This window comes from Bradyrhizobium sp. WSM2254 (genome assembly GCF_000472645.1).
In the GTDB taxonomy this organism is placed as follows: domain Bacteria; phylum Pseudomonadota; class Alphaproteobacteria; order Rhizobiales; family Xanthobacteraceae; genus Bradyrhizobium; species Bradyrhizobium niftali.
Window position 1 is genome coordinate 1 of the sequence record NZ_AXAB01000091.1, and the last position, 4,429, is coordinate 4,429.

A 4,429-nucleotide genomic window follows, 5' to 3' on the forward strand; every position below is an offset into this window, starting at 1 on the left:
ATCTTCGGGTACCGCATCGCCCAGATGAAACTCGTAGAACAGTTGACCTTGGTCACTCTTCACACGGCCCATCATGGATCGACCTCGCCGAGATTCGCGTCAACACAACGGAATCACGGTTCGCGGCCTGCCTCAACCGACTTTTGCAACAAAATCTGCCCGTCGCGGAAATCGCCGCGCCAACGGCCCACCTGTACCTGTGGTGTCCGAATGCGCTGCTCCCGGAAGGCATCCAGGTCATGAAGGCGTGGGGCTTTCAGTACAAGTCCAACATCGTGTGGCACAAAATACGGAAGGACGGCGGTTCCGATGGCCGTGGGGTGGGTTTCTACTTCAGGAACGTCACGGAGCTGATCCTGTTCGGGGTCCGAGGGAAGAATGCTAGGACGCTCCAGCCGGGCCGGACCCAAGTGAACTACATTTCGTCCCGCAAGAGGGAGCACTCGCGGAAGCCTGATGAGCAGTACGAGGTCATCGAATCCTGTTCGCCGGGGCCGTACCTTGAGCTATTCTCTCGGGGAGTGCGCAAAAAGTGGGCAGTGTGGGGCAACGAGGCCCACAACGAGTACCGTCCAACATGGGACACCTACGCGAACCACTCTCAAGCCGCAGAATAGCGATGCAGCAGCTGTTCGAGGCTGAAGGCTACAAGCTGGTCGAGGACGCATGGGACGAGCATGGCCGTCTCACGTTCGTTCACGATGACGACGCTGAGCGCCCGCATCTCAACCGCCTCACGAGAACTCTTCAGGTTGCTGGCTGGGAGAAGTCCAAGACCGAGTTGCGGACCTTCAGGCACCCGGCCAGCGGGGAAATCGTGGAGGTCGAACCGGGTGGCTCAGATACGAGCGGCCATTTCCTCCACTACCTGTCAGCTCTTGCTGGGTGACTCCCAGTCTTAGGCGATCCCGATGCAGGTGACCGCTCACCACGCGAACGATGAATTGCCGCTTAGCGATAAGGCTGCCCATCCCATGTTCGCTCGCGCGGCAGACACTCACTCACTTCGCTCAGGCTGAGGGGTTCACAGTGACGCGCGAGTTTGTGGAGGTGGAAACTGGCAAGGGTGCGGATGCTCTGGACCGCCGCCCGCAGCTAAAGGCGGCCCTCGCTGCCGCAAAGAAGCTCAGGTGCCACGTCGCTGTAGCTAAGCTCGACCGGCTCAGCCGCGACGTTCACTTTATTTCCGGCCTCATGGCCCACAAGGTGCCCTTCGTGGTCGCTGAGCTTGGCCCCGACGTTGACCCGTTCGTCCTGCATCTATTCGCCGCACTGGCCGAGAAGGAACGCGCGCTGATCTCCACCCGCACCCGGCAGGCCCTCTCGGCGGCTAAGGCTCGTGGGGTGACGCTCGGCAACCCTAAGCTCTCTATAGCTCGCAAGAGCGCCGTGGAGGCCGTGAAGGCCGAAGCTGATCGCTACGCGGCCAACGTCCTCCCCATTATCCGTGAGGCTCAGAAGGCCGGTGCGAGCACGCTCAGGCAGATTGCGGAGGCGCTGAATGCGCGTGGTGTCCCAACGGCACGAGGTGGCATGTGGTACGCCCAGTCAATCGCAAACATTCTCGAACGGGCTTGAGAGTTGGCCTGTAGCTAAAGGAAGCTAAGCCGCCGCCCGTGTGCACAGATATGGCAGATGCGCAGCTAAGGGACTCCGGCGGTGCATGGGGCCCCTAGGCTGACCAAAGCGGGGCCCCTGTTTCAAAAAGGGCGGGCTAAAGGCCAAGGCCCTTGCTCAGTTGAACAGGGCGGCGTGCTCCGCTGAAAGTACCGTTTTGGACCCCCTATCTCCATCAAGTCCAACGACTTAGCCGACAAACGTACTCACGTATAGAGAGAGGGGGGCGTGATGGTCCCCAAACAAGCATCCAACGCAACGGGATCACAGATGACCAACATCAGCACTCAGCCATAGCTAGCTAGACAGTCGTCAATGCGCAGCTTCATAACCGCCTCGATGAAACCTATTCCTGTGACCTCCAATGGTGATCTTTGATTAGGGCCTTCCGTGGAGCGTATTTGAGCCTCGGCTTCTATTAGAACCAACGACTTAGCTGACAAACGGGCCTACTCTAAAGAGGAACGGCCATGATGCCCTCACTTGGCCTCCTCGGAATCTCTGACGGCTTTCAAGAGTTGGGTTGCAGTCAATTGTAGCTAGCTAACAACAGTCGGTTGCAAGCCACTTCCGCAATCTTCTGCCACCCAACAAATTCTTCTTCCGTCAAATCTCACGATCAACCACTGCAAGCTTGAGGCCCTCAGTGGGCCCTGTCCAGCGCGCCCCTCACCAAGAGATAAGCGCTCTGACCAGCGATACGGCTTCAGCGGCTCTCGCGCGGCTCTACGGGCATCTGTAGAGGCGAAATGTAATCGGCGCTGTCACCTCATCAACCTTCAGTGCCTGTCCCCAAACAATGGGGGGCAGACCTCTATAGGATTTTCTCTTTAGAGGCTCACCCTCCATTCTCCTACTCTGGAATCGATCCATACATGACCAACTCTTTCGGCTTGCACGAGCAGTACGCTCTCGTGCCGGTGCAGCCTTTTCTCGACTGTCTTACAGATCAATGGACGACAACTTATCACAACACCCCAAGCGAACCACTCAGGAAGCTGTGGGCCACGATGGCCCATACCTACCAGGAAGCAATCATTGATACGGCTGCTGGTGCTCCGCCACGCTGGCGCATCCTGTGGCCCCCCACCGGCTCAGGGAAGACCTTGGGCGCCAAGGTGTACGCGGCGCTCCAAGCGAAGCAGAACGCTACAACCAAGGGCCTCAAGAAGCCAGTGGGCATTCTTATCGTTACACGGCTGATCTCTCAAGCGGATGAGGTGGTAGCTGCAATCAATGCCCTTGCTGGACGTGAGGTCGCTGTGGCTGACCACACGGACCACCGTGCCACCCAGGAGCAGCTCAGTGAACGCGACATCCTCGTCATCACTCACCAAGCCTATGTCAATGCCACCCAAACTCTCAAGGCGACCCGCGATGGCAAGTGGCAGCGTGTAACCAACTGGAGGGGCGGAATGCGTCTTCTGACCATCATCGACGAAGCGTTGTGTAACGCTATCGAAGAGAGCCAAGTCACTGCCGACAATCTTAGCCAAGCTATCGGGTTCATTCCGCATGATTTGCGTACCACTTACACTGCCGAGGTCGCCGCCTTGGAAAGCCTGCATCAAGTGTTACGTCACCACCAAGGTATCAGCGAGGATTCCGGTGGTGGCGCTCGCATGGCGTGGGACCGAGGAGAATGCCCGATTGGATCGGTGGACCTGAGCGCCTTGCGCGCAGCTATGTTCAAGCTCCCCTATGATCGGGTGATAGGGAAAGCTGACGAGAATGACCGCCGAAGCATTGCGACCAGGATAGACAAGACGATGGCTGCTGCTGAGGCCGTGCTGGATCGCTGGGCGTACTTCACGCTGAAAGGCAAGCTGCCAACCCTCAACTCCTCCGCCTTGCTGGTGCCGCTGGATGCGCCAGGTCCCGTGGTGCTCGATGCTACTGCCCGCGAGGACTTCATTTACGAGCTGATGGAGGACCGTGCGGTCATCATTCCGACGCCTCCGGGTGTGCGGGACTACAGCAGTGTTACGCTGCACGTCGCGCGGATCACGGGGGTCGGCAAGGGGGCCATGGTCGAACGCGCAAAGACGCGCATCCCCCGCCTTATTGACGACCTCACCGAGCGTCTTACGCCTGACCGTTCCGTGTTCTTTTGCGTACACAAGGCGGTGGAGCACGAGTTGCCCGAGGCCGGAGAGTTGCCTTTCGCAAAGGTGGCTAAGGCGCATTGGGGTGCTGTGGATGGCAGCAACGCCTACGCCGATTGTGATGTGGCGGTGATATTCGGCCTGCCGTTCCGCGATGCGGTGACGTATCCTACGAACATGTTCTTTGCGCTGCAAGGCGCACAGGGGGATGACTGGCTCGACAATCCTACTTGGAAAGGCCACGTCAACCTTCGAGAACACATGGTCCGCCGTCAGCTATCGGCCTCCATCATTCAGGCGATCAATCGCATCTGCTGCCGCCACGTCACTGACGACCACGGCGGGTGCCCACCGGCAGATGTGTTCATCGTGCTTCCTTCCGGTGAGCGGGGCGAGGACATTCTCGCTGCTATTCGCAGAGAGATGCCGGGGATACAGGGTAAGCATCCGGTGAAGGCCGTAGCGGTCACTCAGGCTGCCTGATCGACTTGCTTGTTTCGGTCGCGCCAATTCCACGGAAGCAGTTCGTCGAGCCGGTGAACCGGGTGCTCGGCAATGCGCGCCAGAAGGTCGGCGAGCCAGGCTTGCGGATCGATATCGTTCATCTTGGCGGTGACGATCAGGCTGTACATCACCGCGGCCCGCTCGCCGCCACGATCAGAGCCGCAGAACAACCAGGATTTTCTCCCCAGGGCGATACCGCGCAC

Annotated in this window: 5 protein-coding genes; 4 read left to right on the forward strand and 1 reads right to left on the reverse strand. The window is 59.1% G+C overall.

Annotation, left to right across the window (positions count from 1 at the left end; genetic code table 11):
• The 4 genes from A3M7_RS45605 to A3M7_RS45615 form a co-directional block, all read left to right on the forward strand.
• Positions 1-617, forward strand: a 617-nt coding sequence (locus tag A3M7_RS45605; protein ID WP_245284414.1) for an MT-A70 family methyltransferase, incomplete at its 5' end; no start/stop codon positions are given.
• A gap of 2 nt (positions 618-619) precedes the next feature.
• On the forward strand, positions 620-889 hold the full coding sequence (locus A3M7_RS0137540; RefSeq protein WP_027548479.1) for a hypothetical protein: 270 nt from the start codon (positions 620-622) through the stop codon (positions 887-889).
• 50 nt (positions 890-939) lie between these two features.
• A complete protein-coding gene (locus tag A3M7_RS45610) occupies positions 940-1,578 on the forward strand; it encodes a recombinase family protein (RefSeq protein ID WP_049823953.1) in 639 nt (212 codons plus the stop codon).
• Between the two features lie 914 nt (positions 1,579-2,492).
• Entirely contained in the window at positions 2,493-4,205 is a 1,713-nt protein-coding gene (locus tag A3M7_RS45615; RefSeq protein WP_245284415.1) for a hypothetical protein, read from the forward strand.
• Here A3M7_RS45615 and A3M7_RS45620 read toward each other — a convergent pair.
• On the reverse strand, positions 4,193-4,429 hold a 237-nt coding region (locus A3M7_RS45620), incomplete at its 5' end, for a transposase domain-containing protein (protein ID WP_198033893.1). The genes A3M7_RS45615 and A3M7_RS45620 overlap by 13 nt on opposite strands.

What these genes read in the sequence shown, in the direction of transcription:
- A3M7_RS0137540 (WP_027548479.1), top strand. Translation starts at nt 620, where the DNA reads ATGCAGCAGCTGTTCGAGGCTGAAGGCTACAAGCTGGTCGAGGACGCA.
- A3M7_RS45610 (WP_049823953.1), top strand. Translation starts at nt 940, where the DNA reads ATGAATTGCCGCTTAGCGATAAGGCTGCCCATCCCATGTTCGCTCGCG.
- A3M7_RS45615 (WP_245284415.1), top strand. Translation starts at nt 2,493, where the DNA reads ATGACCAACTCTTTCGGCTTGCACGAGCAGTACGCTCTCGTGCCGGTG.